Here is a 26,798-nt window from a genome sequence, read left to right as displayed (position 1 = left end):
TTTTTAATATCCCGGATTCTGCACCAGGTTATAGTTAACATTCAGCTCGTTGATCGGTATGGCCAACCATATTGTTTTAGGATGTTCAAAAACACGCACACCTGATTCTACCATAGGTGTTACCTTGTAAAAATCAGCCTGTGTTTTGCCTTTGAGGTTCCAGGAGTTAGGCTTTTTGCTCATCACTTCCTTCGCTTCTTGCCAGCGGCGAATGTCCTGGTAGCGGCGGCCTTCCATGGCAAATTCAATGGAACGTTCCTGGTGTAGTACTTTACGTAATGCATCACCTGTAGGAATACCTCCTACAATAGCCCATGACGTTTCAAAGTTAGGCAGGCCGGATCGTACCCTGATCTTGTTGAGATAATTCAGGCTCTCTCCGCTCAATGATCCGTTAAATTCAAAGTCTGCTTCCGCATAGTTCATATACAATTCAGCCAGTCGCAGGTTTGGCATTACCATCTGCTTGTAGGTCATTGTTTTCGTAGTATTGTTCCAGTAGCAGCTTTTGTGCATGAATTTCTTCATCACATAACCGGTGCAGGATTGATACTCGGAATTATCGTTGTTCAGATCACCCTGCAGCTCACCGTTACGGCAACGGAGTATGAGTGTGTCATTATTAAAGGCCATCTTTCCTCTGTCAAAACCAATGGACGCATAGAAGCGCGGTTCCCTGTTGCGATGGAGTTGTGCCGTACTGTCGCCGGGTGCTACCGAATACAGGTTCACACTGTTGGTTAAAGGATCCACATCCAGCGGAAGACCATTCTTCGAATAATACATTTCCACCAATTCAAAAGTAGGAACGTAATAGTTCCTGAAGCTGGCGGTATTATAAGGCAACACTACACGCGGGCCACCGGTCTGCTGAATAGTTTGGATATTACCGAAGTTGCCGAATGCATGAATGAACTCATCTGTATTGAACGTAGGTTCACAAAAGGCATCGTGATAGTTGCGTTCTCCCTGGTCAAATGTAGAGATGGGTGTGCCGGAAGGATTGATGTACAGTCTGTATCCGTTCGCTTCTGCTATTGTAATAGCCTCACGTGCAGCAACGAGTGCACGTTCCCACTTGCTCTTGTCGAACGTCAGGTTCATCAGCGCCTTACCATCTTTATTCTTGAAATTGGCATAATCGGCAGCGTTACCGTTATACTGCGGGCTGGCAGCCATCAGCAGCAAACGGGATTTATAGGATCTTGCCATGGTAGCGGTAGCATAACCCAGTTCAGCATCAGGCCTTTTGGCTGGCAGCAATGCTGCAGATTCATCATATTTTGCCGTAATAAAATCAATACATTCATCGTATGGGGTACGGGCCTGATACATCTCTGCGTCAGGAGCATTCAGCGAAATATTGCCTTTCTCCAACACGATGGGACCATAATTCTGCAACAGCAACTGGTGATAGAACGCGATCAGGAACAGGGCTTCACCTCTCCAGTAATCACTGTTCTGTTTGCTGAGGTTCGGTACTTTCTCAACATTGTCCAGCAACAGATAGCAATAACGGATAGTGCGGTAAATAGCATGGCTGGTACTTCCTACGGGGTCGCTCTTGGCGCCCATGAGTTGAAAATACGAGTTGTTGGCATTTTCTTCACCATACAGCAGGCTCTTATAAGGGAACCAGCGGGTAGTTCCTTTAGGGCCGGTTATCAGATCACCACCTGCCATCCAGTCCGGCAGGTAAGTATGATAGTACGTAGGAGGCATCTGGGAATACAACGTATTCACAAATAGCTGGCATTGCTGTTCTGATTTCCAGACATCATCCAGGCTCGCTGTACCCTCCGGCACTACATCCAGGAATTTGTTGCAGGCCGTAAAAGATATAGCAGTGATAAGGATCACTATAAGATATATATTCCGTTTCATAATCAACATCGTTAAAAGTTATATTGTATGCCCAGGTTGTAGGTTTTCTGCAGCGGATAAGACAAGCCGTTACCACTGCCCTGTTCAGGATCCCAGTATTTGAATTTGCTGAACGTAAACAGATTGGAAGCTGAAAGGTATGCCCGGAAACCTTTATAGCTGTAACCCGCTTCCATCGTTTTCAGACGAAGGAATGAACCGTTGTATACCCAGAAGCTGGATGACTTCACATTGTTCTGGTTAATCACATGCGACAGGCGGGGATATGCAGCATTCACATCAGGATTGCTTTCGCTCCAATGGTCGTCCGCTATCCATTTGGAAATGTTGAAGCCGGAATTCACGCCGTCTGTAAATGGATGTTGAGACGACATCAGGATAGATACCCTGCTGGTTCCCTGGAAATAGAAAGAAAGATCAAAGCGCTGGTATTTGATGGATGGACCAAAACCATATACGATCTCTGGTGTGGTAGGCATGCCAACCGCTGTTGCATCATTATCATCGATCACATTATCACCATTCATATCCTTGTATTTGATATCACCAGGTTTTACAATAGCCGTAAACGTTTGGCGGGGTGATCTGTCGATGTCTGCCTGATCAGCAAACAAACCTTCTGATACCAGACCGAAAATAGTGTTGATGGGATGACCGATCACAGACATGTATGGATACAGCAGTGCTGGTTCGTCACGGGCAGTCACTTCGTTATGTGCATATGTAAATGCACCTCTGACAGAAATAGAAAGCTTGTTGTTTATTTTGGTGTTGTATTCCAGCGATGCATCTACCCCTCTGTTGATAACGGCGCCGATGTTGGCGTAAGGTGTTGTTCCCTCATAACCTGCAGAGTTTGGAATAGAACGGCGCTGCATGAAGATGCCGGTACGCTTATCCCGGAAAAAATCCGCGATGAACATCAGTTTGTTGAGCAAACCTACTTCGATGCCCACGTTGGTTTTTTCACTTTCTTCCCATGTAGCATCCGGATTACCAATTGCACTCAGGCTGATACCTTTAGGCTGTGTGCGGCCAGGTCCCAGGTATAAATTCCCGATAGCTGCACCTGTAGTAACAGTACTCAGGTAAGGGAAGCGGATCGGCAATGCATCGTTACCAGCTTTACCCCAGGAAGCCCTGATCTTCAGGAAAGTGATGGTGTTGCCCATTTTTTTAAAGAACGGTTCGTTGGTGATATTCCATCCGGCAGCGAAAGAAGGAAAGAAACCAAAACGCTGACCTGTGATAAAGTTCTCAGAACCGTTGTAGCCAAAGTTCACTTCAGCCAGGTAACGGCTCTTGTAACCATAGGTAAGACGTCCTGCCAAACCTTGTTCACGGTGCGGAAGAATGCCTGATTCCGTGAGAAGGATACCGTTGTTGTCGTTCTGTTTATGATGATAGAGTAGCAAAGCATTTACATCGTGTGCTTTACCTGCGCCGAACTGCTTGTTATATTCGATTGAACCCTGTACAGCGTATTCACGTTCTCCGTCTCTGTTAGCTGTATAGGCCAGGTAAGTGGTGCCGGCCGGGCCGATATCGTTCAGGTTCAGGAGGTAATTTCCACTACCATCCACCGTATAACCAGTCAGTGTTTTATAGAAAGGAGTGTAGGTGCGGGTCTGGCTGGCAAATGTCATATTGTAAAAAGAAGCCAGCGCTTTTAATTTCAAACCTTCGGTGATGAATTTCAGATCCTGGTCTACATTAAATACCGCAGTCAGATAAGACTGGTAAGTATCCGCATATCCCCTGTTTACATAAGCCAGTGGATTGATCTGGGTAACGCCGCCATCCCAACCAGGTGCATTACCATAGTAGATATTGTTGGGATCGCCATCCGGGATCAGCGAGTTAGGATATAAAGCAGGGAAATCCACCTGGTTGATCTTCATGGTATAAGCAAACAGATCGTTCACATCTACAGATGGCAGATTGCGGTAGTTCAGCTGCGTATTCATTTTTACACCAATGCGGGTGGTAGGAGTAATAGCGGCAGACACGTTACTCTGGAACGTATAACGTTTCAGACCTACGTTAGTGTTGTAAGCGCCGGTGGGCTGATCTTTCAGCATGCCGTTCTCATTATAAAAAGCGGCATTGAGAAAATAGTTCACTTTCTTTCCTCCACCCGTTACACTTACGTTCGCGTTCTGGTTGAAGGTTTTATCCTTAAAGAGGGTATTGTACCAATCGTTATACGGAAATACATAAGGGTTCAGCCCATTCCGTGTTCCATCAATCTTTTCCTGGCTGTAATAATTTGCCTGACCATTGTTGCGGCGGGCTTCATTGTAATCCTCCATATAGGTGGGGCCATCCGCTATTGGCTGAATGCGTGTGGGGGTAGAGATGCCTGTTTGCACCCGTACGTTCACATTCATCCTTTCACTGCCAGCACCGGATTTGGTGGTGATAATGAGTACACCATTTGCACCGCGGCTACCATATAAAGCAGTGGCCGTAGCATCTTTCAGGATAGAGAAAGCTTCGATGGATTCCGGGGCGATGGAGTTCAACATGTTGCTCACGATCTCCACACCATCCAATACGATCAGTGGACTGGTATTGGTACCGAAAGTAGACACACCACGGATCCAGAAGTTGGCGCCATCAGCACCGGGAGTGCCATTACGCTGCACAGAGATCATACCTGCTACCTTTCCGGCAAAAGCTGTGGTCAGATTAGCTGAGGTAGCTACGAGGTCTTCCGGTTTAATCGTTTGCACTGCACCCACAATGCTGGCTTTCTTTTGCGTAGTACCATAACCTACCACAATTACTTCATCAAGACTGCTGCGGTTGGTCCTCAGCATAAAAGGACGGTTGCCTGCATTGCTCCTTACTGATACCTGCATATCGTAGAAGCCGATCAGTGACATATTCACAAACTTCACATCGTTTGGAACAGACAGTGAGAACTTGCCGTGCTCATCTGTTACTGTGCCGATATTACTTCTGCCGTTTGCCATGATGGTAACACCGGGAAGCGGCATGCCGGTAGTATCTGTTACAGTTCCCTGCATCAGTGTAACGCCAGTGCTGACAGCTGTTTGCTGCTTTGTATTCTTCTTGATGAGGATGCTTCCTTCGTTATCACTGTTATATTGCAGGTCTGTATTTTGCAGTAATTCCTGCAGGATCTCCAGCACCGGTTTATCTTTAAACTGTTGTGGCTGCACTTTATAACCGGCCAGCAGCGCAGGATCATACATGAAGTTTAAACCACTTGCTTTTCTGATCTCTTCCACTGCTTCCGTTAAAGGAATGGCGCCGACTGATAACGTGATCTTTTTCTGCGCAACCTGGGCCATGGCGTGGCTGAACAGGCCCATTTGGAAAATAACGGCCACGAGGATCCGAAGCGGCCATTTTTTTGAAAATAAAAATGTATGCATATACTTGTTTGATGATGTGAGCTATGTAAGGTTGGTGTGTGTTATTCCATGAAAACTTTTTCGCCTTCTATATGGAAACCACCATTGTGTATTTCGCTGAATTTCTGGAGGATGTTCTGTATGCTTTCGTTGTAACGGAATTCGCCGGTAAAGCGCCGCTGGCTAACGTCAGGCGTTTTAGGTATAAGTGTATATCCGAACGTATTTTTAATGCGCAAAGCCAGTTCGCTGAAAGAACCATTGCGGATGAAGGCTCTTTTATTGATGGGATCAAAGGCGGCACGATCGAAATTATCTGCTGTGCTTTCTCCGGTAACATTATGCAGGTGAATAGCCTCCCCCTTCGAAACAAGCGGATATTTTTTATTGGGAAGTGCTACAGATACTTTTCCTTCTATCACCTGTACGGCTAATTCCGGCAGTTCACGATAAGCGCTGATCACAAACCGGGTACCCAGTACGCGGGTTTCCGCTTTCTGACATTGTACGATGAAGGGCAACTGCGCATTTTTCTGCACATCAAACCAGGCCTCTCCATCAATCAGTTCCACCTTCCTGTCTGTTTTGCCAAAGGCTCTGCTAATCCTTATACTGGTATTGGCATTCAGCGCGATGACAGAGTTATCGTTCAGCCTGATACTACGTACTTCATTGGGTTTTGAATACAAGGTATCCCAGGCAACGGATGCCATCAGGGTAGGTGTATTGTTATGACGGGTAAGGAAGAACGCTGCGCCAAGGCAAACCGCCACGCATACCGCAGCGGCTATATATCGTTTATAGGAAACAATCAGCGTACGGTACTTTGGTACTGGTGCAACACGTGATACGAATGCGCTGCGTAAAGCCTCCCTGGTTTCAGGTGCAGGTAATGGTAATGGATCCTCCGTCTGTTCGAGTTGTTCCAGCCAGGCCTCCAGGCGTTTTTTTTCTTCATCTGTACAGCGTCCCTGCCGGTATTTCTCCAGCAAAAGGGCCAGTTCAGTGTTCATTTCTTTCATCTGTTGAGCGGTTCTTTGTTATAAGACAGCGCTCAGCATAAGAATAACCATACTCATCTAAAAAAAATAAAAAGGAAGATGCCCAGCTTGATGGACTGACGTATGCGGCGGGCAGCGAGATTGACCTGGTTGCGTACAGTTTGCTCGGAAATACCCATGTTACGGGCTATTTCAGCTACCGGCATAGCTTCCTCAAAGGCAAGCCTGTAGACTTCTTTCATGCGTTGCGGCAGTTGGCTGATCTCTGTAAGCGCGGATCTGTAAAGTTCTTTCTCCAGTACGCTTTCCAGGGTTGCTTCCCTGTCCGGTTCTTTGATGGCATGCCATGCCTTGATATGATGTTCGCGGGTTTCGTTGGCGGCGAAGTAATTGAGGATCCTGTTTTTAAGTGCAGTATATAAATAGGCCTTCACCTGCGGAACATCCGGCAGGGTTTCCCGTTTTTCCCAGAGATGAATGAAAAGCTCCTGCACTATATCCGTAGCCGCGGCCTCATCTTTCACCATTTTAGAGGCGTACAGGTACAACTCTTCCCACAAGACATCATACAGTCCTATAATGCCCTCATTCCTGTTGTTTCTGAGGAGCTTCCAGTATTCGCTAATATCAACGTGAAGACGCTCGTTATGCATAGACCGAAGAATTGCTTGAAAAAGCACGGAACAAATGTACTCGAAGCATTAGACCCCTGTTTTAAGAAGGGTATTATCAATTTATTAATTCATTGCGTGGCGTTGTAATATAGGGATTTTACTATTTTTCTAATATATTATTTAGAAACGATGTGTTTGATGATCTTATCCGCATGGTCCCGGGAATTCTCAATAAACCATACATGTGTGTTCATGCCACCGCAAACTACCCCCGCAAGATATACACCGGCTAAGTTTGTTTCCATGGTATCAGGATTATAAAAAGGTGCTCTGATGGCATCCTCAGATAAACGGATCTTCGCTTTTTCCAGGAAACTGAAATCAGGTTGATATCCCGTAGCCGCAATCACAAAATCATTGGGGATGGTGATAAGCCCTTCCGGTGTTTGTATATCTACTTCCGTTTCACGGATGGCGGTTAGGGTTGAATGGGTATAAGCTTTAATACTGCCTTCACTGATCCGGTTCTCTATATCAGGTTTCACCCAATACTTCACCCGTTTGCCAATGCCATCTTCCCTGATCACCATAGTAACTTCCGCACCTTTGCGATAAGTCTCCAGGGCTGCATCTACAGAAGAATTATTCGCACCTACTACCACTACTCTTTGTGTGGCATAAAAGTGCGGGTCTTTGTAATAGTGTGTTACTTTCGGTAGTTCTTCTCCGGGAATGCCCAGCAGATTGGGGATATCATAGAAGCCGGTGGCAATAACGATATTCGCTGCATGATAGGTCTGTTTGGAAGTGATTACTTCATAACCGCCATTGGCAGGCTGGATGCTTTCCACTTTCTCAAACAACTTAATGTTCAGTTCCTGAGAGGAGGTTACCCTTCTGTAATACTCCAGGGATTCCGGCCGTGTGGGTTTTGCATTATTGGATACAAACGGGATGCCGCCAATTTCCAGTCTTTCGCTGGTAGAGAAGAAGGTCATATTGATGGGGTACCGGTACAATGAATTCACCAGGCATCCTTTTTCAATGATGAGGTAATCTATTCCTTCTTTTTTTGCAGCTAACGCGCAAGCCAGTCCTATTGGGCCTCCTCCGATGATCAGTAACTTATGCATTCCTCTAATTTAAGCCAATTTTTCCAACCCGTCCAGCAGCTTGCTTAACAGGATATTTGTGTTTTGTGCGTAATGTGCGTTTGCCTGGATCTCTGCGGCTGTTTGCACATAGGTGTCTGGTATTAAGTCCTTTTCACAATGACTGATCATTACATCCAGTGCTTCGGGCGTCATTTCAAAATGGAACTGTAATCCTATCACCCGATCCCCGATGCGGTAAGCCTGATTTTTACAGATGGAAGTTTCTGCCAGGTGTACTGCATTTTCCGGCAGATCAAATGTATCCCCATGCCAGTGTAATACGGTAGTGGGCGAAGGTGCTATGGCATCATGGAACTGAACAGGGAACCAACCGATCTCTTTTTGTTTGTTAGGATACACGCGAGCCCCCAGTGCAGCGGCTATCAGTTGTGAGCCAAGGCAAATGCCCAATACCGGTTTATTGGCTGCAATGGCTTTGCGGATAAATTCTTTTTCTATGCTTAACCAGGGATAGATGTCTTCTTCGTATACGCCCATGGAACCGCCCATTACTATTAACATGTCGAAGTCTTCGAGGGCAGGGAGTGCGGGAGATTCATACCACTTTGTTACGGTAACGGTATGGCCTTTTTCTGTTGCCCAGTTGGCGATATAACCAAGGCCTTCAAATGTTACGTGTTGGAAATAATGGATACGCATCTTTATAAAGCTAAATGATAAAATTTGGTATCAACGGCCATGATGTATTTTCCATCCGGTACTTCATTTCGAGTTACAAGCACAAAACCGTTCTTTTCATAAAAGCGATGTGCGGCATGTAGTTTATCTGCTGTGCCGAGATAGAGATCGGACAATTGTTGTTCTTTGGCCCAGGTGATCAAAGTGTTTAGTAGTTTCATTGCCAGGCCGTGTGTAGCGCCTCTGTAATCCTTATGCACAAACATTTTTCGCAGGGCTGCTTTGCCAGCGCCGAGGTCTGAGAGCGCAATGGTGCCGATCAATTGATCCACATCCACTGCTATCCAGAAATTGCTCTTGCCCTGTTGAAATTCTTCGGGGATATTAGCGAGATCAGATTGATCTTCTCTTTTGATAGGCAGGCCGAACTCATTCTGCTGGATGTCCAGTATGAATGTGATCAAGGCTTCTGTAAATGCAGGCTCAAATGGTTTGATCGTTATCATATCAATGCTTTTCCTTTCATGACTTCAATGTCTGATCCTTCTGCCAGGAAAACGGATGCCGGTGTTTGGCAGAAGGTGTCTACAAACCTGCTGCCATAGAGGGCTTCTGTATCACAATTGAAAGAATATTCATGTACCAGATGTACACGCCAGCTGGGATGTGTTACCTGGTATTGAAAAGTTTGTTGTCCTTTCAATTGCGCATATCCCCAGTAATGTTCTGTGATAAAATGTTCTTTGGTACCAGGAACAACAATTGTAGCAGCCTTATCTGCTATGGCTTCCAGATGATTCCAATGCTCTCCGGATTTCCATTCATAGCGTACCTTCATGCGTTGCTGATCCTGGTCCTCCCAGATATGACGCATGGGGAGGGTAGCATATTTTTCACCATACAAAGCGTTCGCTACCATCGTGATCATTCTTTTGGGCACGAACTCTTTTACAAATACCACGCCTCTTCTCCAGCCTTCTGCATGTTTATACCGCACATAAAAACGAAGGTTCACTTCTTCAAAGTTTCTATGAAAGGGAACAGAAAGCCCTATTACACGGGTATCCTGGAAAAGGAACCCTACAAGACTCACATAATGTTTACCATTCCATTCATCCAATTCAGTGCCATAAGGAACATAACTACGTAATACTGATGCGTCTATTTCAAAGTTGGCCATGAGTAAGTTCCTCCACTGGGCCGTCAGGAATTTTTCAGGCATAGGTGTTAATCTGCTTTAATGTTCTCTTCCGGAAAGAGTAAGTCAATTTCTGTTATCAGGTTGTCCGGTAAATGTTTTGTTGTTTTTGCATCGAGGTCTTTGATCATTTCAAATTTCCCGATGATCGTATCGCCTTTGCGTTTACCATCTTTCAGTCGCTTCATCGCATCATCATAAGCGTTGCCGGCCTGGCGGAGATTGTTGCCCACCTTGTTCATCTCATCCAGGAACGAAATGAACTTATCATACAGCAGGCCGCATTGGCGGAAGATCTCTTCTACATTCCGCACGCGGTTCTCATTCTGCCACAGGAGCCTTACGATCTTAAATGTAGCCACCAGGGTAGAAGGTGTGATCAGCACGATCTTTTTCTTCAGGGCACGGTTGAAGATCTCCGGGTTTTCATTTAATGCCAGGGTCAATGCAGATTCAAAATGCATGAACATGAAAACGAAATCCGGTGTATTGAGACCACTAAGTGCATGATAGTTCTTGGCGGACAATTCATCAATATGTTCATTGATGTTCCGCACCAGTTGTTTCATGTAAGCTTTCTTTTCTTCCGGATCACTGGCATTGAAATAAGCAACATATGCATTCAATGATACTTTGCTGTCTATCACCAGATGTTTACCATCCGGCAGCCTGAGGATAATATCAGGGCGGCGGTTACGATCTTCTTCTGTATCACGTAATACTTCTTCACTGGTGAAGTCGATATATTTTTGAAGGCCTTCAGATTCCAGGATCAGTTTTAATCTATCTTCTCCCCAATTCCCCTGTACTTTCACATCAGAACGTAATGCGCCGGCGAGGCGTTGTGCATCTTCACTGAGTTGTACATTTAGTTTGGAGAGGGATTCGATCTCTTTTTTGAGCGAAGTGAATTCCTGGATATCTTCTTTACGGGTGTCTTCTATGGTTTTCTTAAACTGGCCGATATCTGTTTTGAGTGGGGCAAGGATGTGATCGAGGGAGGTTTTGTTGGTTTCCTCGAAGTCTTTGCTTTTTTCGCGGAGGATGTCTGTGGCCATGTTCCGGAATTGTTCCCGGTTGTTCTCCTGCATTTTGAGCAGTTCCTGCCCAAAATCAGCGAGTTTCTCGTTGAGCTTATCCTTTTCTACCTGAAGGGCGGAGAGCTGACTGCTGAGGCTGATAATGTCCTTTGCTTTGCGTTCTATCTCTTTCTCCCTTTCCACAAGCGTGTATTGAAGATTGTCGAACATATCCCGCACCACATATTCTTCATTCACCTGTTGACGGGTCATCGCCTGATGGCGGGGAATGTAATGTTTCCGGAAGAAGAGCCAGGTTAGCAGGCCGCCGGAAAACAGCCCGATGATCAAACCGGCTAAAAGGGTCACATTCATAGTTCGCAAAGTTAATAAAAAAGGGCCCAACTAATGTTGAGCCCTTTTTTTATAGCAAATGACAATCTTAGAACTAGAAGTGGTAGCGAACGAATGCTTCCATGGCTGCGTATTTCTGTAATCCCAAACGGTCATACAGGTCTGCAGTATTGGCGTTGCGTTCTTCAGCACGTTGCCAGAACTCACGGGCATCCGTACCCTGGAATGGCACAACGTCTTTCTGGCTCTGGTGAATAAAGATACCCAGGCGTTTTTGCATGATCTGGTCAGGACTCATAGGTACTGCCATTTCAATTTCGTGGATATCCCATTCCTGCCATGCGCCTTTATATAACCAAACCCAGCAATCCTTCATCCAGTCTTCATTCTTCAGCCTGTTGATGGCTTCGAAGATAACATCGAGGCAAACTTTGTGGGTACCATGTGGGTCAGCGAGGTCTCCTGCGCAGAAGATCTGTTGTGGTTTCAGCTGACGCAGCAGGTCTACTGTGAGTTGTACGTCTTCTTCACCCATGGGTTTCTTTTCCACCAGGCCGGTTTCGTAGAAAGGCAGGTTCTGGAAGTGTGCATTTTCTTCCTTGATGCCCACGTAACGGCAAGTGGCTTTTGCTTCACAACGGCGGATCAGACCTTTAATGGCACGGATCTCAGCAGTATCTTTCTGGCTGGGCTTTTTGATCTGGATGAAGGCTTTCGCATCTTCCAGGATCTGGGAGCTTTTGCTTCTGTCTATGTCAAACATTCCTTCAAAACCTACGGCGAAATCGATGAAACGCAGCAGGAATTCATCTGTAACAGCAATGTTACCGGATGTCTGATAAGCTACGTGTACATCATGACCTTGTTCGTGCAGGCGAATGAAAGTGCCGCCCATGGAGATGATATCATCATCAGGGTGGGGAGAGAAGATCAGGGCGCGTTTATGTTCCGGTTCGGAACGTTCAGGATGATTAGGCAGCTGGGTACCTGGTTTTCCGCCAGGCCAGCCGGTAATGGTATCCCGGATAGCGTTGAATTCTTCGATATTCAGCTCATAGGCAGAACCATATTGTACGATAAGGTCGTTCAGACCATTATTGTTATAGTCCTTATCCGTGAGCATCAGGATGGGCTTGTTCAATTTGAGCGCCAGGCTGGTTACCGCTTTGCGGATCAGTTTAGGCGTCCATTCACAATCTCCGGTGAGCCAAGGCTCTTTATAACGGGTCAGTTCTGCAGCAGCCTGTTCGTCTACCACGAATACACAATTGCGATGTTGCTGTAAGAGAGAAGCCGGCACCTGGTCAGTGCTGTGGCCTTCCACAGAGCGGCAAACGATCTTGGCTTTATGAGAACCCCATGCCAGCAGGACCACCTTTTTGGCTTTCATAATGGTGCTGATGCCCATTGTTACGGCCAGGCGGGGAACCGCGCTCATGTTAGAAAACTCATATGCATTAGCCAGGCGGGTGGAATTATCCAGCGTAACGAGGCGGGTGTGAGAGTTGATGTTGGCACCTGGTTCATTGAAACCAATGTGGCCGTTGTTGCCGATACCCAGGATCTGGATATCTATGCCACCAGCTTCTTCGATCTTGCGCTCGTAAGCTTCTGCGTAGGCTTTGATCTTTTCCTTGGGCACAGTGCCATCCGGAATATGGTAATTCCCTTCTGGGATATCAATATGATTAAATAATTGTTCTTTCATGAACCGGTTGTAGCTCTGTAAGGCATCCGGCTCAATGGGGTAGTACTCATCCAGGTTAAAGGTTACCACGTTCTTAAAACTGAGGCCTTCTTCTTTGTGGAGGCGTACCAGTTCAGCATACAGGTATTTGGGTGTTGATCCTGTAGCTAAACCCAGCACTGCTGGCTCTTTTGCTGCTTGTTTCTCACGGATGAGGGCGGCGATTTCTTTTGCCACTGCTTTCGATCCGTCCTTGGCTGTAGGGTGGATGTCCACGGAAATCTGCTCAAAACTGTCTATCAGTTCAATTTCCTGGTGATTAATGGTCATTGTTCAAGTATTTTAAATGCGTTTTTAAAAACGAGCCCGAAAATTAGTCAAAATGTAGGGAAAGTTGTCAAAAATTTATGATTTACTATTTGAAAGCCCCTGCTAACGGGAAAAATTAACATATTAGCAACTTCTTGCAATGGATTGCATCCTCGAATGTTAATCTACACTAATTTAAATCCAAATTCTTTTCGCTTGCGTACTTATATTCAGCAACTTAATAACCAATCCTGCTAATCAAAACCAATTACTGATGAAAAAGATGTTACTAGTAGCGTCAGGTGTTTTCCTGATGTTGACGACGAGTATTGCCGTAACCCAGGCAGTTACACCTTCCGGTCACATAACTGAAAACTACTTTGATTTTGCGAAATCAAAAACGGGTACATGGGCAGGTATGAAAGATGGTAAAATGTATTGGTACAAATTGGATAAGAATGCGCAGTTATGGTGGAGTACGGACGGGAAGAAATGGGCAGCGGTAGAAGGTGGCATGTGGGCTGATAAAGATGGCAAATGGCTCAAGATAGGGGAAGGGAAATTGTGGTGGACGGCTGATAATGGTAAAAATTTCAGCGAAGTGCCGGAATGGAAATGGGAAGGGCCTAAAGGTGAATGGTACAAATTTGATGCAAAATGGACCTTATGGGTCAACGCAAAATAATGACTCGGGGTGTAACAAAGAGTCACGAATAGCATATAGATAAACGACCGGTACTTCCGTACCGGTTATTTATTAGAGAGAGGAAAGGAACTTCTTCCCCAAATATTAGCAAGAGGAAAGGAACACATTCCCCAATATTAGCAAGAGGAAAGGAACACCTTCCCCAAATATTAGAAAGAGGAAAGGAACTCATCCCCAAAAAAGAAAAAAACCGCCCTTTGCAGCGCGGCAAACTCATCAATAACAAAGGGCCGATCTTTTGGATCAGCCCTTTGCTTTATTCAATTACCTGGTGGTAGTAATTTCTAATTAATGATGATCTCATCCACAAACAACCATGCAGGATTCCCGGCTCCCTGTGCACCTGTTGGTATCTTACCCGCATTCAAAGCTACTACTTTTACATAACGTGCTTTCACATCTGTTAAAGCATGACGCAGTTTGAGTATGCCGCTGCCATCAAAGGTAATTTCTTTATACACTTCTTTATAATTCTTACCATCTGCTGACACGAGGAAAGTTACCTGCTTGGGAGGATAGATCCACTGATCTTTAAAGCTCAGCGTATTCAATCCCACTTGTGTGATATCTGTAGAATCACCCAGGTCTACTACCGCTTCCAGGTTATCTCCGCTGTAACCGGTCCATTGATTATCGTTGTAAGATTTCACACCTTCTATGCCATTCACCAATGCAAAGGGGCTTCCCGGATTGTAGTTCTGATGTGGAGGCTTAGCCAGTGTCACATTTTTACCTACGGCTTTATGAAAAACGAATGCCTGGTAGAATTCATTTCCGTATTGTTTGCCATCCTGGAAAACTACTGCGCGTACCACACCTGTTTTTTGAACAGCGATGGGATTGGTGTAAGCAGCAGATGAAGGGGTAGGCGCACTGCTGTCTGTAGTATAAGTGATCTTGCCACCATCCAGTTTGCTATCCAGTTTTACCTGTACACCGCCTTTACCATCACTTTCCACTGCACCACGTACTTCAAATACATGTTTCGCATAATTCACACCCTTCATCGCCAACAGTGGCAGATGTGTTTTTAAACGATCCAGGAAGTTGTCGTAGTTCTTCTTTTCTTTCGGCGTCCATAATACTTCTGCTAATGCAATGGCACGTGGGTATACCATGTATTCCACATGTTCGGAGTTCTTCATGTATTCCGTCCATACATTGCCTTGTGCACCACGGATGTATTTTGCTTCGTCTGCAGTCAGTTCATCGGGAATAGGTTCGTAAGAATATACTTCACTTACCGGTGTAAAACCACCAATAGCCAGCGGTTCATTTTTGCCCTGAGATTGATAATGATCGAGGTAAACATAATTGCCGGGTGTCATGATCACATTGTGATGTTGTTTGGCAGCAGCAATACCTCCTTCAATTCCACGCCAGCTCATCACGGTAGCATTCGGAGCAAGCCCTCCTTCGAGGATCTCATCCCAGCCAATGATCTCGCGGCCTTTGCTATTGAGGTATTTTTCCATGCGCTGAATGAAATAACTTTGTAAAGCATGTTCGTCTTTCAGCCCTTCATCTTTCATGCGCTTCTGGCATTTAGGACATTTCTCCCAACGTACTTTCGGACTTTCGTCTCCACCAATGTGGATATATTTACTGGGGAAGAGGATCATGACTTCATCCATTACATCCTGCAGGAAAGTAAATACGGAATCATTACCGGCGCAATACACATCATCATAAACGCCCCAGCGGGTACCCACTTCATAAGGGCCACCGGTACAACCAAGATGAGGATAAGCAGTGAGTGCAGCCAGTGAGTGACCGGGTAATTCAATTTCAGGGATCACAGTTACATGTCTTTCTGTAGCATATTTCACCACCTCCTTGATCTGCTCCTGTGTATAGAAACCACCGTATGGTTTGCCATCATACTTCTGATCATTGTAATGGCCCATCATGGTTTCTTTGCGGCGGGAAGCTACTTCCTGCAGCTTAGGATATTTCTTGATCTCTATCCGCCAGCCCTGGTCTTCTGTAAGATGCCAGTGGAAAGTGTTCATCTTATGCATGGCCAGCAGGTCGATGTATTTCTTCACAAACTCTACCGGGAAAAAGTGCCTGCCCACATCTAAATGTAACCCGCGATAGGGAAAGCGGGGCTGATCGAAAATATCTACGCCTGTTATCCAGAAGGCCTTGGCTTTTTGCTGTGGCAATAACTGGATGAGGGTTTGCATGCCGTAGAAGGTACCTGCAGCATCATCCCCATGGATCCTGATAAAATCTTTTCCCACTTTCAGGCTATAGGCTTCCGGTGTGCCTGGTGCGTCGATTTGCAACTGGGTTTGGAAAACGATAGCGTTCGGTGTACCGCTCCCCACTATCTTTAATTCATATCCGCTTAATTCTTTAAAGAAAGCATTGAAGAGTGCAGCGGTCTGTTTGTCTTCCGGAGAAACTGCTACCAGTGCCGTCTGCTTGTCCAGCAGGAAAGAATCCGGAAGTGTGGTGAGCCTTACCGGTAAAGGGATGATGCTCACTTCGGCTTTGTGTGCTGTGGAGTCGTTTCCTGTTCCTGTACAGGAAACAAAGCCTAATGCAACACAGCATGTAGCCATGTGTAATAATCTTTTTATGGTCATGTCCTTATATGATTAGCTGCTGGAAAATACTATTCTATTATGATTTCATCCGCAAAAATATGACAAGGTTCTCCTTTGCCTGGATGCCAGTCAGGAATTAGGCCATGGTTAAGGGCTACTACTTTCACGTAGCGGACTTTGGTTTGCAACGGCAGGCTAAGTACTTGTGTGAAACTGCCATATTCTTTATCAGAGAAAGTGTTCTTTACTACACCTACTGATGTGAATTTTTGCCCATCATTTGAAGTAAAGAACTCTACCTGTGTAGGATACCAGATCCATACGGCAAGGTCCTGCAATACGCTTAGGCCCAGTTTTTTCAGGTCACGTGGTGCTTTCAGATCTACGATCGCTTCCAGGTTTCCGGGATAATGACTTTGCCAGAAGCCCAGGCGGAAATCTTCCTGTCCGCGGATACCATCTATCAATGCATCCGGACCACCAGCTGTAAATTGCGGATTGATCTTGGATATTACTTTGATGGTTTTATCTGTAGGGATCAGGAAGAAAGGTGTTTGCATCAACTGGCTGTACTGGCCATTTTTGAAGGCAATCGCTTTTAAAGTAGTGGACTTGCTGATCGTAAATGGCTGGGTGTATTTAGCAGACTTATTAGTAGGCGTGGAGCCATCCAGTGTGTAATAAATAGCGGTATTAGGCTCCACTGCTTTCAGGGATACTTTGATGGAACTGTTAAACCTGTCTGAATCTGCTAATGCAAAAGGCACCGGCACGATCATATCATCTTTAACACTGCTTACCGGTACATTTGTTCCGGTGGCCCAGGTTTTATTGGCAACCGGACCCATATCAAATTCCAGTACACCACCATCCATAATAGCGGTATGCGGAATGCTGGAAACGGCTAATGGTGCATTACCCAGTTTTACGGATTGTACATAGAAGTTCTTCGCGCTGCGATTCTTTGCTTTAATGGTGAAAGATTTTCCGTTTTCCAGGTTGATCTTTACTTCATCAAATAACGGAGTGCCGAGTGCATATTTTCCATCGCCGGGTGTTACAGGGTAAATGCCCATGGCGCTCATTACAAACCAGGCACTCATTTGCCCGCAGTCTTCATTTCCGCTCAAACCATCGGGGGCATTGTGATACAGGGTGGTCATTACCTGGTGTGTCAGTTCCTGTGTACGCCATGGCTGGCCAATGTAATTGAACAGATAGGCAATGTGATGGCTTGGTTCATTACCATGTGCATACTGACCGATCAGGCCGGTAATATCAGATTGATGACGGCCGGATAATTTATCTTCTGTAGTGAATAAGTGATTTAATTTATCTGTGAATTTTGCGGTGCCGCCTTGCAGTTTTACCAGCCCACTTACATCATGTGGTACGGCAAAACTGTATTGCCAGGAATTTGCTTCTGTAAAGAAGTTATTCACTTCTGTAGGATCGAAGGGGCTCATCCAACGGCCGCCTATTTTTCCACGCATAAAACCTGTCGATGCATCAAATATGTTCTTGTAGGATTGTGCCCTGCGCATATAGCGATTGTACACTTCATCCTGGCCCAGCATTTTACCCATTTGCGCAATACACCAGTCGTCATAAGAGTATTCCAGTGTGCGGGAAACGGATTCTGGTTGTGTATCCATGCTAAGGTAACCCTGGCGGATGTAATGCTGCATGCCGAATTGTGTTCCTTCGGCATAACTGCGCATAGCTTCCAGTGCATATTTTGCATCGTATCCGCGGATGCCTTTCTGATAAGCATCTACGATCACGGGAACGGAGTGATAACCGATCATGCAGAATGTTTCATTTCCGCTGAGCTCCCATACCGGCAGCATGCCGCCGTATTTATATTGTACGAGGAAAGTATTGATCCAGTCGTTTGTTTTTTGCTGGTTGATGATGGTCATCAACGGATGTAATGCACGATGGGTGTCCCATAGAGAGAATACGCTATAGTTCTCAAAACCTTCTGCCTGGTGGATCTTCTGATCAGTACCACGATATTGACCATCTACATCCATGTATAAATTTGGATTCAGACAGGCATGGTATAATGCACTGTAGAAGATTGTCTGCTGATCTGCAGTGCCGCCTTTTATTTCGATCTTGCTTAATTCCTTGTTCCATGCGGCTTTTGCATCAGCTTCGGTTTTATTGAAATTGAAGCCGGGCATTTCTGCGTTGAGGTTTTTCATGGCGCCTTCTTCGCTTACGCCGGAGATGGCCACTTTCACATACACGGGATCTTTTACATTATCGAAAGTGAAATAGGCTTTGATGTTACGGCCTTCTGCTGTTTGCAGTGCTCCTTTCTCTATGTCCATCAATGCCACGTTGTGGGACTTAAATGGTTTGGAGAATTTCATGGCGAAGAAGAGTACCTGGTCTTTTGCCCAGGAGGTAGAGCGGCGCATACCGATAACGGTGCTATCATTCACTACTTTAAGGCTGGAATTGATGACGATATCCCGGTGGTAGAGGTCCAGTAATATGTGACCTTCTGTTGCCGACTTAGGGAATTCGTATTTGTGAAGGCCTACTCTTTTCGTTGCTGTCAGGGAAGCCTGGATATCGTATTTATCCAGCTTTACGCTGTAGAAACCCGGGGAAGCTTTTTCGTTCTTGTGGGAGAAGGGAGAAGCGTATTGTTCATTGTTCCAGGAGGGTTTACCGGTTACGGGCATGAGGAGGATATCACAATAATCTTCAATACCGGTGCCGCTTAAGTGGGTGTGGGAGAAGCCATACATGATGGAGTCTGTATAATGATAACCAGAGCATCCGTCCCATCCTTTCAATCTTGTATCAGGACTTAATTGTACCATTCCGAAAGGCAAACTTGGACCGGGATAAGTGTGTCCGTGACCGCCTGTACCAATAAAGGGATTTACCTTTTCTGCATAATTCACTTGCTGAGCCTGCGTTGCAGACACTAGCCCCAAGGCTAGTACAACCAACCAATTTTTCATTCACTGTTTTTTTACGTTAGACGCTGAAAAGCTAAAATAAGCAAAATGGGGCTAAAACGTTTTAGGGTGGCGGTTTTTTGATGAATGGTGGGTTTGGATGTTAAGAAACGATGTGGTTTTGTTTAGATAACACCGGGGCAAAAGGAACACCCCTGCGGGGTGAGATTTTTTTATTATTGGGGTGATCTATTAAAGCCCCTGCCGGGGGCTTTAATAGGTTTAGTTTGATGTTTCTGAGAGATGAAAAGCCTTGTAATGAGGGCTTGAATAGGTTTAGTTTGATATTTTTGAGAGATAAAAAGCCTTGCCATGGGGGCTTGTGCAGATTTAATTTGATATTTCTGGTAAATAAAAACTCCCGGTGTTAGGGCTTTAGTAGATTTAACTTAGGGCAAAAGGAACACCCCTTCGGGGGTGAGGTTTTTTATTATTGGGGAAGCCTATTCAAGCTTCTGCCTGAGGGATGAATAGGTTTAATTTGATATTTTCTAAGAGATGAAAAACCTTTCTATTGGGGCTTGTGCAGATTTAATTTGATATTTCTGGTAAATAAAAACTCCCGGTGTTAGGGCTTTAGTAGATTTAACTTATGGCAAAAAGAACACCCCTTCGGGGGGAAGCTTTTTTTATTTAGGGTATTGCGCAAGCCCCTGCAGGGGGCTTGCGTAGGTTTAGTTTGATATTTCTGATAATCAATAAAAGCCCCATCGGGGCTTTTATTGATTAAACTTGTGGCAAGCTTTATTTGATTTCAGCTAATAAAAAAAGCCCCCCGTTAAGGGAGCTTTCTTTCAATAAAAATCGTATCCACTATTTCAGCAACAACTCACAAATCACCGGCCGGTGATCTGAGGCTACTGTTTCTTCCAGTACAAAAGCATTGATCACATGCCATTGTGTTCTATTAGCCAGGAAAATGTAATCCAGCTTTTGGGCTGGTTTGTCTGAAGGCCAGGTGGGGCCTAGTTTTTCGGTGGCGTCGAGGAAGATATTTTTGACTGAGGTGATCTCTTTGGAAGGTGGTTGTGCGTTGAAATCTCCGGCTATAATGAGCGGTATTTGTTGTGCAGAGAAATGCTGGGTGAGCAGCGCTGATTGTGCGAGGCGGTCAGTTGGGTCTTCTAAGTGATCCAGGTGGATGCTGGCAAATTGTAACAGGCTATCACCTGGTAGTTTGACTGTTATCACTGCAGCATTGCGTGGTTCACTGCCAGGCCCTTTGGAGGGTAGGGCAATGCTGTAGCTTTTTTCGATAGGGAAGCGGGAGAGTACACCGTTGCCGAATCCACCACCATCATGATCCATCGCTTTTCCGAAATAGATGTACATGCCGGTGGCTTCTGCCAGTTCCTTCATCTGGTTGGCTTTTTTAACACGGTTAGTAGAACTGTCTACTTCCTGTAAGGCAACAAGATCGGGATTGGTGGCGAGGATAATGTTGGCGATGCCCTGGATATCCACTTCGCCTTTCATATTCTCCGCGTGATGAATATTGTAACTGAGCACTTTGATCACCTGCCCCTGAACCTGCGCAAATACAGGTGCCTGAGCGATGAGGGTTAGCATTAAAATAAAGATAGGTCGATGCATACGTATCAAATTGAAATTTCCGGATTATATGTATTATAGTCTTTATAAAAAGTTACAAGTTTAATGCCACTACGCTGCTAATCCGGAAATCCAATTACTTTTCGAGCGCTTCTTTAACCGGCTTGCCTGTCCAGATCTGTGGCATTTTCAGGCCAAAGATCCATGCTATGGTTGCGGCGGTATCATACGTCACTACACTTTCTTTCACTTCATGCCCTTTTTTGATACCTTTTCCACGGATGATCCAGGGAATTTCCATTTCTGCCATGGTTTTGCCGCCATGTCCTTTATTAATACCTCCGTGATCAGAACTGAGTAAGATCACGCTGTTTTCCCACATGCCGGCATCTTTTATTGCCTGCAGGATTTCGCCTAAAAGAACATCATTCTTGCGCACTTGTTCATAATATTCGGGAATATTGTGCCCGATATTATGACCTACTCCATCCGGCTGATCAAAGTGTATGAAAAGGAAATCTGGTTTCTTCTCTTTGATATAGATTATAGATGCTTCAGTGGTAGCCGTATCGTTAGGGCAGCCCTGATCTTTGTTCACTGCTTTTTTAGGGAACAGGTAACCAATACCTCCCCAACTATATATAACGCCAATTTCCGCTGTAGGTTTTTGCTGGCGTAATAATGTAAAGATCGAAGGGAAAAGACCATACTGATCTACTTCTCTTGGTTCTACTTCGGGGGTTTTGCTGCCCCATTCCGTGAATCCATGTAATTCAGATCCGGCGCCCATTAGCATGGAAGCCCAGTTCACTGCGCTGGAAGAGGGTAATACGCTGCGTGCTTTCAACGTCCAGGAGCCCTCTGCCATCAATTGTTTCATATTCGGATTGTCTGCTTTTTGGATCGCATAAGCGCCCAATCCGTCCATCCCAATGAGGATGACATGTTTAACACCTTTTACTTGTGCCCGCACTGTTAAATTGCATAACAATAGTAAGGCAATGATGCCTGCTTTTCTCATGTCTTGTCCAATTTAAAAATTATTTAATATAAAGAGCAGGAAGAAACCTTCCTTTTATCCAGTGTGGATAAAAGTAGTAAATAAATACTATACAAAGTTTAATATCCCTAAATAATTAACCGGGATTTAATGCTTTTTCTGCATTGTTGCGGATCAGCTTTACCTGTTCGGCCTGGCTGACGGCAATGCCGTATTCAGGAACACCGGGGATGCCACCCATACTCACATTGGGATTGCGGTATATCATGTGGCTGTCTATGTATTCTTTTGCGGTGGTATGGTATTCTTTTGCGTGGGCCGTGTTTACAAGATCTGCCACATTATTGGCCCTTACACCAGATCCGGCCATGATGGCAATGCGCCCTTCGGCTTTATTTACCAGTTCTGCAATGAGAGAAGCTCCTTCTGCAGCAGTGTTCCTTTGCCCGGAAGTGAGGATGCGTTCACAACCTGTTTCGATCACATCTTCCAGTGCCTGGAAGGGATCGTCCGTCATATCAAAAGCGCGGTGAAAGGTAACGCCCAATGGCCATGCAAGGTCTACGAGTTCTTTTGTGCGGGGGAGGTCTATTTTACCTTCTGCAGTGAGGAGGCCAACCACTACTCCATCACAGCCAAGTTGTTTACAGAGCTGGATGTCTTTTTTCATGATCTCAAATTCGAGTTCATCATATAAAAAGTCTCCACCTCTTGGACGGATGATGGGATATAATGCGATGTTCACTTTTTCCCTTGCGAGTGCAATAGTGGCATAACTGGGTGTGGTGCCACCTTCCAGCAGGTTATCACATAACTCTATTCTATCTGCTCCGCCTTCCTGCGCAGCGATGCAGGAAGCAACGGAAGCAGCACATATTTCCAGTGTGATCTTTTCCATTATCAGAAGTAATGTTTCCCTTTGATCAGTTGTTGTTGCTCTGGTGCGTCGCCAGTGGTAACGGCATAACTGAAACCTTGTTGTAAACAATAGGCACCATGTTCGCCTTTTTTATTCATGGCCAGGAAACCGATCTGGATCTCTTTTGCTTTTTCGGGTTTCTTTTTTACAATGCGCATCACAGCTTCTTTGCAGGCAGCTTCGGGAGAATAGCCCTGGCGCATTAATTCCACTACGAGGAAACTTCCTACCACACGGATCACTTCTTCTCCCACACCTGTTGCGGTGGCGCCGCCAATTTCATTATCAACATATAAACCTGCGCCAATAATAGGAGAGTCCCCTACACGGCCATGCAGTTTAAATGCCATGCCGCTGGTGGTGCAGGCGCCGGAAATATTTCCCTGTGCATCCATGGCTATCATGCCGATGGTGTCATGATTATATACGTTTCCGGGTAATTGTAAAGGAGAAAAGGCGGTAGTGCCTTTGCTGTCGTAAGATTTATTTTCGATGTTGATCACGGGTTTGTATTCCGCTTTCTTCAGCCATTCTTTCCATGCTTTTTCTGACTCTGGTGTGAGCAGGTTTTCTTTCTTAAAACCATTCTCCAGTGCAAACTGTAAAGCACCATCACCTACCAGCATCACGTGTGGTGTTTTCTCCATTACTTTACGTGCAACGGAAATGGGATGTACGATATGTTCCAGTGCAGCTACGGATCCGCAATTCCCGAATTCATCCATGATGCAGGCATCCAACGTAACACGGCCATCACGATCCGGGTAACCGCTGTAACCTACAGTATGATTATCGGGATCAGATTCTGGTACATGTACACCAGCTTCTACTGCATCTAAAGCACGGCCTCCTTTTTTCAGTATTTCCCAGGCTGCTTTATTGGCTGCAATGCCAAAGTCCCAGGTGGATAATACGATGGGTTTCTTTACTTTACCGGATGTTTTTTTGGATTGTGCGATGGCAGATGGGCCGTCCAGGGATAATACGGCGGCACCTAGTGCTGCGGTCCTAAGAAAATTGCGTCTACTGTTCATTGTTCACGTTTTAAAGAAAAAGTCAATTACAAGATACCAATTTTTACATTCGTACTTCGTAATTGACTTTTTCTATCTGCAGATAGATTAACTATTCTTTCATTTCCCATGCCATTGCGCTGGCGCCTAAAATGGCGGCATCACTTTCTTTCAGCTCAGAGAAAACGAGTTTAACTTTATTCTGGAAGATGGGTAAAAGGTTCAGCTCCATATGTTCCCTAACTGGGCGCATGATGAGATCACCAGCTTGTGTGAGGCCACCAAATAATACGATGGCTTCAGGGCTGGAGAACATCACAAAGTTTGCCAGTGCTTCTCCCAATACTTTACCGGTGTATTCATAAATTTCCATGGCTAGCTTATCTCCTTTGATAGCGGCTTCATAGATCATTTTAGAATCTATTTCTTCCCTGGTATGATTACGCAGCATACTGGGTTCATCCGGACGGGCTTCCAGTAATTCAAGGGCGGTGTTGGTTACGCCGGTAGCAGAAGCATAAGCTTCCAGTGAGCCACGGGCACCGGTTCCAGGATGGTAGCGACCACCAGGGATCACAATCACGTGACCAAGTTCACCTGCAAATCCGTCGTGACCATAGATCAGTTGACCGTTAGCGACGATTCCACTGCCTACACCTGTTCCCAGTGTGATGGTAATGAAATCTTTCATGCCACGTGCGGAGCCGTAAGTCATTTCACCAAGAGCTGCTGCATTGGCATCATTGGTTAATACGGCCGGGATACCAAACAGGTCCTGCAGCATCTGTGCCAGTGGTACAATACCTTTCCAGCGCAGATTTGGTGCGTATTCAATGTTCCCGGTATAGAAGTTGCCATTTGGCGCACCTACACCTATTCCTTTGATGTTCGATATTCCACCTACCTGGTCGATCAGCTTTGATAAACGCTGATGAAGTTCTTCCAGGAACATCGTTACTTCTTCGTGAGCTTTGGTCGACATCCTGTCCTGGTATAATATATTACCACGACGGTCTACAATTCCAAATTTTGTATTAGTACCTCCAATATCAATGCCCACCGCTAATTGCTGACTCATAGTCTATTCCTTGGGATTTTAAGATTGATTTTACGCGTATTGCAAAAAATGCTAAATAAGCAAAACAGATAACTGGCACAATATAAGACATATGAATGCCTATTTCCTTAATATCTGCGAAGCCACCCTGAACTGGTGGAATTAAAGCACCTCCAAGGATCATCATGATGAGGAAGGAAGAAGCCTGACCAGTGTATTTTCCAAGACCTGCAATAGACAGGGAGAAGATACAAGGCCACATTACAGAACAGAAAAGACCACCGCTGATGAAGGCGAAAGTGGCTACCTGGCCTTCAGTGAACAAACCGATGATCATCGCTGCGGTTCCCATGATACCAAAGGTCATCAGGGTTTTTGCAGGTTTATCCTGACCATAGAAGAAGCCCAGGATCTGGATCACGATGCAGATAGCAAAGGGATACAGTTTGGAAATATCGTTGCCTTTAAAGTGATTCACACCGAGGATGACGGCGTATGCCACAAAAGGTACTATCACGGATAAGATCTGACGGGTACTTTTAGAGATGTTGAAAACGCTGATGGCGCCTGTCCATCTGCCCACCATGAGACCTCCCCAGAAGAGTGCGATGTAAGGATCTATTTCAGATTCTTTCAAACCTTCCAGTGTAAGGAAACCTGGTCTCTTTAACAATTCTCCCATATTACTACCTACACTTACTTCTACGCCTACATATACAAATATGGCAATCATACCCATGATCAGCTGCGGGTATTTCATGGCGCCCCAACCTTCTCCGGAAGATTTACGGGCAGCTATCTGAGAGAAGAAGAGGATACCCAGGATACCAATGATCCCTGCAATGAAGTAAGGCAATGGTTTTTGCTGAGAGATACCTACAGTGATCAATATGAACATGGCAGCAATACCTATCAGGGAGCGGGTTGCTTTTGAAGAGTTTTCAAAATGATCGTCCTCTGTACCTTTGGGCATTTTGGTGATGGCAAATATTCCGGCAGCTGCGAGGAATAAACATACCAGTACAATATAAAGAACGTTGATCTTACTGATGTCCGTATCACCGCTGCTGGCAGCGGCATCCGTAGCTCTGCCAAATAACAGCATGCTGATCACCAATGGTCCGATGGTGGTTCCAAAGGAGTTTACACCACCTGCAAAATTCAACCTGTGAGAGCCTTTGGCGGGATCTCCGAGCAAAATAGCAAAAGGATTGGCGGCGGTTTGCTGTAAAGAAAACCCTAAGGCAATAATAAAGTATGCCCCGAGGAAAAGATAAAACGCACTGGTTTTATTTTCCATTCCTAAACCCACATTCACTGCAGCGATAGTAATAGCTGCACCAACACCAGAGAGGATGAGACCATAGATGATACCTTTTTTGAAACCGATCCTGTTCAGAATGTCTACACCTTTGAAGGCAGACAATAAATAGAGGATGAGGGAGCCAACAAAATATGCACCATAGAATGCAAAGTCAACCAGCTGGGATTGGATCTGTGTAAGGTCGAAATGCTTTTTACAGAAAGGAATTAAGATACTGTTAGACGCTGCAACAAATCCCCAGAAGAAGAATACAAGAATGAGTACAAAAAACGTGGGATGGGTGCCTTGCTTAGTTTGCTGAGACATATTCCTGTTAAATTTTGGTAAAAATTTGGTTCTAAATGTATAATTAATTTTTTGACAAAAGGTTAAAAATTGGAATAAATGTCCCAATTTTTTTCACTGCTCAAACGTTTTAGCTAAAATATTTAAAAAATATGAGAATTGTTG

General features: G+C 45.2%; 19 protein-coding genes. 1 reads left to right on the top strand and 18 read right to left on the bottom strand.

Features of this window, described 5'->3' with window-relative positions; genetic code table 11:
• Nucleotides 1–3 precede the first annotated feature (3 nt).
• The 10 genes from GFS24_RS18635 to nagB form a co-directional block, all read right to left on the bottom strand.
• Entirely contained in the window at nucleotides 4–1,884 is a 1,881-nt protein-coding gene (locus GFS24_RS18635; protein WP_216647448.1) for a RagB/SusD family nutrient uptake outer membrane protein, read from the bottom strand.
• 11 nt (nucleotides 1,885–1,895) lie between these two features.
• Complete coding sequence (locus tag GFS24_RS18630; protein ID WP_153661986.1) at nucleotides 1,896–5,288, bottom strand: SusC/RagA family TonB-linked outer membrane protein; 3,393 nt, start codon at nucleotides 5,286–5,288, stop codon at nucleotides 1,896–1,898.
• A gap of 41 nt (nucleotides 5,289–5,329) precedes the next feature.
• Nucleotides 5,330–6,289 (bottom strand): FecR family protein, encoded by a 960-nt coding sequence (locus tag GFS24_RS18625; RefSeq protein ID WP_153661983.1) that lies wholly within the window; start codon nucleotides 6,287–6,289, stop codon nucleotides 5,330–5,332.
• Nucleotides 6,290–6,342: 53 nt separating this feature from the next.
• Nucleotides 6,343–6,921, bottom strand: a complete 579-nt coding sequence (locus tag GFS24_RS18620) for an RNA polymerase sigma-70 factor (RefSeq protein ID WP_153661981.1) — start codon at nucleotides 6,919–6,921, stop codon at nucleotides 6,343–6,345.
• Between the two features lie 137 nt (nucleotides 6,922–7,058).
• On the bottom strand, nucleotides 7,059–8,015 hold the full coding sequence (locus GFS24_RS18615; RefSeq protein WP_153661979.1) for a YpdA family putative bacillithiol disulfide reductase: 957 nt from the start codon (nucleotides 8,013–8,015) through the stop codon (nucleotides 7,059–7,061).
• Between the two features lie 9 nt (nucleotides 8,016–8,024).
• A complete protein-coding gene (locus tag GFS24_RS18610; protein ID WP_153661977.1) occupies nucleotides 8,025–8,696 on the bottom strand; it encodes a type 1 glutamine amidotransferase in 672 nt (223 codons plus the stop codon).
• A gap of 2 nt (nucleotides 8,697–8,698) precedes the next feature.
• On the bottom strand, nucleotides 8,699–9,181 hold the full coding sequence (locus GFS24_RS18605; protein ID WP_153661975.1) for a GNAT family N-acetyltransferase: 483 nt from the start codon (nucleotides 9,179–9,181) through the stop codon (nucleotides 8,699–8,701).
• Nucleotides 9,178–9,897, bottom strand: a complete 720-nt coding sequence (locus tag GFS24_RS18600) for a YqjF family protein (protein WP_153661973.1) — start codon at nucleotides 9,895–9,897, stop codon at nucleotides 9,178–9,180. The genes GFS24_RS18605 and GFS24_RS18600 overlap by 4 nt, the downstream gene beginning before the upstream one ends.
• Before the next feature lie 5 nt (nucleotides 9,898–9,902).
• Entirely contained in the window at nucleotides 9,903–11,267 is a 1,365-nt protein-coding gene (gene rmuC, locus GFS24_RS18595; protein WP_153661971.1) for a DNA recombination protein RmuC, read from the bottom strand.
• Between the two features lie 73 nt (nucleotides 11,268–11,340).
• Nucleotides 11,341–13,263 (bottom strand): glucosamine-6-phosphate deaminase, encoded by a 1,923-nt coding sequence (nagB, locus tag GFS24_RS18590; RefSeq protein ID WP_153661969.1) that lies wholly within the window; start codon nucleotides 13,261–13,263, stop codon nucleotides 11,341–11,343.
• A 253-nt stretch (nucleotides 13,264–13,516) separates the two neighbouring features.
• Between nagB and GFS24_RS18585 the strand changes: the two genes are divergently transcribed.
• Nucleotides 13,517–13,927, top strand: coding sequence for a hypothetical protein (locus GFS24_RS18585; RefSeq protein ID WP_153661967.1), 411 nt, complete (start codon nucleotides 13,517–13,519; stop codon nucleotides 13,925–13,927).
• A gap of 305 nt (nucleotides 13,928–14,232) precedes the next feature.
• Here GFS24_RS18585 and GFS24_RS18580 read toward each other — a convergent pair whose 3' ends face one another.
• From GFS24_RS18580 to GFS24_RS18545, 8 genes are all read right to left on the bottom strand, one after another.
• The gene (locus tag GFS24_RS18580; protein ID WP_216647447.1) at nucleotides 14,233–16,542 is read right to left on the bottom strand and encodes a family 20 glycosylhydrolase; all 2,310 of its coding nucleotides are present in this window, start codon (nucleotides 16,540–16,542) and stop codon (nucleotides 14,233–14,235) included.
• A 29-nt stretch (nucleotides 16,543–16,571) separates the two neighbouring features.
• On the bottom strand, nucleotides 16,572–19,487 hold the full coding sequence (locus GFS24_RS18575) for a GH92 family glycosyl hydrolase (RefSeq protein WP_153661965.1): 2,916 nt from the start codon (nucleotides 19,485–19,487) through the stop codon (nucleotides 16,572–16,574).
• Nucleotides 19,488–20,297: 810 nt separating this feature from the next.
• Nucleotides 20,298–21,077 carry an endonuclease/exonuclease/phosphatase family protein gene (locus GFS24_RS18570; RefSeq protein ID WP_153661963.1) on the bottom strand — a complete coding sequence of 260 codons (780 nt, stop codon included), beginning with the start codon at nucleotides 21,075–21,077 and terminating at the stop codon, nucleotides 20,298–20,300.
• A gap of 94 nt (nucleotides 21,078–21,171) precedes the next feature.
• Nucleotides 21,172–22,056, bottom strand: a complete 885-nt coding sequence (locus GFS24_RS18565) for an alkaline phosphatase (RefSeq protein WP_153661961.1) — start codon at nucleotides 22,054–22,056, stop codon at nucleotides 21,172–21,174.
• 115 nt (nucleotides 22,057–22,171) lie between these two features.
• Entirely contained in the window at nucleotides 22,172–22,933 is a 762-nt protein-coding gene (locus tag GFS24_RS18560) for a copper homeostasis protein CutC (protein WP_153661959.1), read from the bottom strand.
• A gap of 2 nt (nucleotides 22,934–22,935) precedes the next feature.
• Nucleotides 22,936–23,988, bottom strand: a complete 1,053-nt coding sequence (locus GFS24_RS18555; RefSeq protein ID WP_153661957.1) for a N(4)-(beta-N-acetylglucosaminyl)-L-asparaginase — start codon at nucleotides 23,986–23,988, stop codon at nucleotides 22,936–22,938.
• A 91-nt stretch (nucleotides 23,989–24,079) separates the two neighbouring features.
• Nucleotides 24,080–25,045, bottom strand: coding sequence for an ROK family protein (locus GFS24_RS18550; protein ID WP_153661955.1), 966 nt, complete (start codon nucleotides 25,043–25,045; stop codon nucleotides 24,080–24,082).
• Nucleotides 25,017–26,654 (bottom strand): MFS transporter, encoded by a 1,638-nt coding sequence (locus GFS24_RS18545; protein WP_153661953.1) that lies wholly within the window; start codon nucleotides 26,652–26,654, stop codon nucleotides 25,017–25,019. Before GFS24_RS18545 ends, GFS24_RS18550 begins: the two co-directional genes overlap by 29 nt.
• Nucleotides 26,655–26,798: the final 144 nt, after the last annotated feature.

It is taken from the genome of Chitinophaga sp. SYP-B3965, from assembly GCF_009647655.1.
Lineage (GTDB): Bacteria > Bacteroidota > Bacteroidia > Chitinophagales > Chitinophagaceae > Chitinophaga.
The sequence above is the reverse complement of the archived record's forward strand: the minus strand, read 5'-3'. Positions and strand labels throughout refer to the sequence as shown.